The sequence below is a fragment of the Variovorax sp. 01T439_2 genome, from assembly GCF_056398445.1.
In genome coordinates this window covers 1-3,882 of the sequence record NZ_JBFTPJ010000580.1, presented here as the reverse complement: position 1 = coordinate 3,882, position 3,882 = coordinate 1, and the positions used below count along the sequence as shown (strand labels likewise).

At 70.9% G+C, this 3,882-nt stretch carries 5 protein-coding genes; 1 reads left to right on the top strand and 4 read right to left on the bottom strand.

From position 1 onward, the window contains the following. The coding region (locus tag AC1DOC_RS23675) for an RNA polymerase sigma factor (RefSeq protein WP_478130607.1) at positions 1-1,045 on the top strand (1,045 nt) is incomplete at its 5' end. 24 nt (positions 1,046-1,069) lie between these two features. Here the strand turns inward: AC1DOC_RS23675 and AC1DOC_RS23670 are convergent. From AC1DOC_RS23670 to AC1DOC_RS23655, 4 genes are all read right to left on the bottom strand, one after another. Continuing rightward, on the bottom strand, positions 1,070-2,065 hold the full coding sequence (locus AC1DOC_RS23670) for a GlxA family transcriptional regulator (protein WP_478079829.1): 996 nt from the start codon (positions 2,063-2,065) through the stop codon (positions 1,070-1,072). Beyond that, complete coding sequence (locus AC1DOC_RS23665) at positions 2,029-2,655, bottom strand: DJ-1/PfpI family protein (protein WP_478079830.1); 627 nt, start codon at positions 2,653-2,655, stop codon at positions 2,029-2,031. The genes AC1DOC_RS23670 and AC1DOC_RS23665 overlap by 37 nt, the downstream gene beginning before the upstream one ends. Further along, positions 2,652-3,236, bottom strand: coding sequence for a cysteine hydrolase family protein (locus AC1DOC_RS23660; RefSeq protein WP_478079831.1), 585 nt, complete (start codon positions 3,234-3,236; stop codon positions 2,652-2,654). Before AC1DOC_RS23660 ends, AC1DOC_RS23665 begins: the two co-directional genes overlap by 4 nt. Before the next feature lie 107 nt (positions 3,237-3,343). Further along, positions 3,344-3,882, bottom strand: a 539-nt coding sequence (locus tag AC1DOC_RS23655; RefSeq protein ID WP_478130606.1) for an AI-2E family transporter, incomplete at its 5' end; no start/stop codon positions are given.

Sequence of the window (3,882 nt, the reverse complement as noted above, 5' to 3'; positions counted from 1 at the left end):
GGCAGAGCACAAGGCGCCCGAGATCGGCCGCGAGCTCGATGCGCAGCACGAGATGGCCCAGGCCGATTTCGCCGAAGCCGTCGATGCGGCCATCGACGACGACATCGGCGACGACCTGCTGCGGCTGGTCTTCACCGCCTGCCACCCGGTACTTTCGACCGAGGCGCGCGTGGCGCTCACGCTGCGCCTGATGGGCGGCCTCGGCACCGACGAAATCGCGCGCGCCTTTCTCGTGCCCGAAGCCACCGTGGCGCAGCGCATCGTGCGCGCCAAGCGCACGCTGCTCGAAGCGCGCGTGCCCTTCGAGGTGCCGCGCCGGCATGAGCTCGAGGCGCGGCTCGCCTCGGTGCTCGAGGTGCTCTACCTGATCTTCAACGAAGGCTATTCGGCCACCGCCGGCGACGACTGGATGCGCCCCGCGCTCTGCGAGGAAGCCATGCGCCTGGGCCGCATCGTGGCCGAGCTCATGCCCGATGCCTCGGAAGTGCATGGCCTGGTGGCGCTGATGGAAATCCAGGCCTCGCGCACGGCCGCGCGCGTGGGCGCCTCGGGCGAGCCGGTGCTGCTGCTCGAGCAGAACCGCGCACGCTGGGACCACATGCTGACCCGCCGCGGCCTGGCGGCACTGGCGCGCGCCGAGGCGCTCGGCGGTGCCTTCGGCCCCTATGCGCTGCAGGCGGCCATTGCCGCCTGCCATGGCCGTGCGCGCACGGCCGAAGAAACCGATTGGCCGCGCATCGCCGCGCTCTATGACGCGCTGGCCGAGCTGTCGCCGTCGCCCATCGTCGAATTGAACCGCGCGGTGGCGCTCTCGATGGCGTTCGGGCCGGCCGCGGGGCTCGAAGTGGTGGACAGACTCGTGGGCGAACCGGCCTTGCAGGCCTACCACCTGCTGCCGGCGGTGCGCGGCGACCTGCTCTTGAAGCTCGGCTGCCGCGAGGAGGCGCAGAAGGAATTCGACCGCGCCGCCTCGCTCACGCGCAACACGCGCGAGCGGACCCTGCTGCTGGCGCGTGCGCGGGCCTGCGCGGCTGCGCAGGGCTGAAACTCCTCGCGGAGCCGGTGGCTGCTACGCCTTCGATGCCGAGGCCGAAGGCGAGCCAGGCAATCCGAACTGGTGCCAGGCGCGCCGCAGCTGCGTGTCCGAGCCGAAGCCCGAGATTTCCGCCGCCCGCGTCACGCTCGCGCCCGAGGCCAGCGCAAGCTGCGCGGCCGCCAGCCGCAGCCGTCGCAAATAGGCCAGCGGCGCCACGCCCGCGTGCTCGACGAACAGCCGCGTCAGGTGCCGCGCCGAGGTGTGGGCCACGTCGGCCATCCGCGGCACGCTCCAGTCGGCCTGGGGCTGCTCGCTGACGGCGTCCTGCACGCGGTGCAGCGCGGCATGCAGGTGGTTGCGGTAGGCCAGGAAGGGCGACAGCTCCGGATCGTGCGGGCCGCGCCGCTGCGCCACCACCATCGTCTGCGCCACCTGGGCGGCCAGCGCTTCGCCGCACACATCGGCGATGCGATGCAGCACCAGGTCGATGCCGGTGGTGACGCCCGCGCTGCTGTACACCGGCGGATCGATCACGAACACGCGGTTGGCGACCACCTCGCAGCGCGGCTCCACTGCGCGCAGTTCGTCCAGGTGATGGTGGTGCGTGGTCGCACGGCGGCCCGAAAGCGCGCCGGCATGCGCGGCCAGCAGCGCACCGGCGCAGACCGTGACCAGTTCGAGCCGGTCGCGTTCGAAGCGCTGGCCGCGCAGCCAGTGCAGCAGCTCCTGCGTCTCGGCGTTGTCGATCGGGATGGTGTCTCCGGGCAGCCCGACCAGCACGACCCAGGCCGGGCCATGCCATTGCGTCGGCAAGGGCGCGAGCCTGGCGAGCGCAACGCCGACCGACCCGATCGACGTGGGCCGCGGGCTGGCGAATTCGATCCCGAAGCGCTCGGGCTGGCCCGCCGCACGCAGCCGCTGGTTCGCGATGCGCAGCGCCTCGGCCGGGCCGGCCCAGTCGAGCACCAGGCTGCCCGGCAGCAGCACGAACACTACGCGGATGGGCTTTTGCTGCTGCTGGAGATCCATGCGTAGTCCATCTGGCGCGCGGTGCGTTCGGCCAGCGCGCGGCCGGCCAGCCGTTCGACCAGGTAAAGGCTCATGTCGATGCCCGCGCTGATGCCCGCGGAGCTGACGATGCGGCCGCTGTCGACCCAGCGCTCGTTTTCGTGCACGTCGAGCAAGGGGAACTGCTCGCGCAGGTCCGCGATGTCTTCCCAGTGCGTGGTGACGGCTTCGCGCACGGCCACGCCGCTTTTGGCGAGCAGGAAGACGCCGGTGCAGACCGAGGCGACCAGCTGCGCGCCGGCCGCGCAATCGGCGATCCAGCGCAGGGTGGCGGGGCTCGCCATCGGGGCATCGACCACGCCGCCGGGCACCACCAGCAGGTCGGCCCTGGGATCCGCGGCCAGGTCGTGGTCGGCCAGCAGGCGCAGGCCGGCGCGCGCCTGCACGGGCTGGTGGGCGCCCAGCGCCACCGAGGCGACCTCGAAAGGCGCCGGCGCACCGGCATTCATGCGCTGGCTCACGCGGCTCGCGGTGGTGAACACTTCGAACGGCCCCGCGAAGTCGAGGGCCTCGACGCCGTCGTAGGCGAGGATCAGTACGCGAAGGCTCATGCGGCCAAGCTTTCCGTGAGACGGGCGCTGGCGCGCTCGAGCGCCTGCGCCACGCTGCAGACGGTGGCGAACCGGCCGTCCAGCACGGCCGCCGTGCGCGCCTTGATGTCGGCCGCGGCAAGCGGCCGGCCGTCGGGCTGCGGCATGTCGAAGGTCAGCGTGGCCTCGGTCACGTAGTCGACCTCCCAGCCCAGGTCCGAGGCGTGGCGCGCGGTGGTTTCGCAGCATTGCTCGGTGCGGATGCCGCTCACGATCAGCCGGCCGATGCCCTGCTGCGTGAGCCAGATGTCGAGCCCGCTGTTGACCAGCGCGCTGTGGCGGTGCTTGGTGAAGGTGGCCGCCGCCTCGAACGGCGCCAGGCCTTCGATCGGCCGCACGAAGCCCGACTCGACCGCAAAGGGATGGCCTGCGGGGGCGGGACCATCGACGTGGAAGACGCGCACGATCGGAATGCCGGCCGCCAGGCAGCCCTCGATCAGCGCGTTCTGGGCGGCGAAATAGGGCTGCGCGACGTGTTCGGACCAGTAGGCGCGCTGGCGAAACGATTCCTGCGCATCGATCACAATCAGACAGGATTTCATGGCGTGGGCTCGAAGGGCAAAGTGGATGATGCCGCCTATTCTTCTGCGCCGCCAGCGCATGGTCCGCGCCGAAGCGGACCAGAACCGATCAAATCAGGACATCAGGGCTAAACCAGGCCTGCGGCCTGCAGCTCTTTCTTGAGGTACGCATAGAAAAGCGGCGCCGCCACCAGCCCGGCCGGGCCGAACACCGCCTCGGCCACGAACATCACTGCCAGCAGTTCCCACACCCGCATCTGCGTGCGGCTGCCGACCACCTTGGCGTTGATCACGTATTCGGCCTTGTGGATGATGATCAGGAACGCCAGGCAGGCCAGCGCCGTCACGGGCGACACCGACAGCGCCACCAGCGTGATCACCGAGTTGCAGACCAGGTTGCCGACGATGGGCACCAGGCCCGCCACGAAGGTCAGCGTGATCAGGGCCGGCGTGTAGGGCAGGTGAGGGCCCCAGAGCGGCATCAGGAACAGCAGGAAGATGGCGGTCAGCAGCGTGTTGAAGGCCGCGATCCAGAACTGCGCGGCCACGATCTGGCCGAAGGCCTCGCCGAAGATCGCGATGCGCCGGTGCAGCTGCGCGGCGAGCGGCCGGCGCTGCAGCGGCGAAGGCGCAATGGCCGCCAGCCCGCCCACGATGAGCCCCACGT

Bases quoted from the DNA above. Each gene is read 5' to 3' on its own strand.
- AC1DOC_RS23670 (WP_478079829.1), bottom strand. From the start codon at position 2,065: ATGGATCTCCAGCAGCAGCAAAAGCCCATCCGCGTAGTGTTCGTGCTG.
- AC1DOC_RS23665 (WP_478079830.1), bottom strand. From the start codon at position 2,655: ATGAGCCTTCGCGTACTGATCCTCGCCTACGACGGCGTCGAGGCCCTC.
- AC1DOC_RS23660 (WP_478079831.1), bottom strand. From the start codon at position 3,236: ATGAAATCCTGTCTGATTGTGATCGATGCGCAGGAATCGTTTCGCCAG.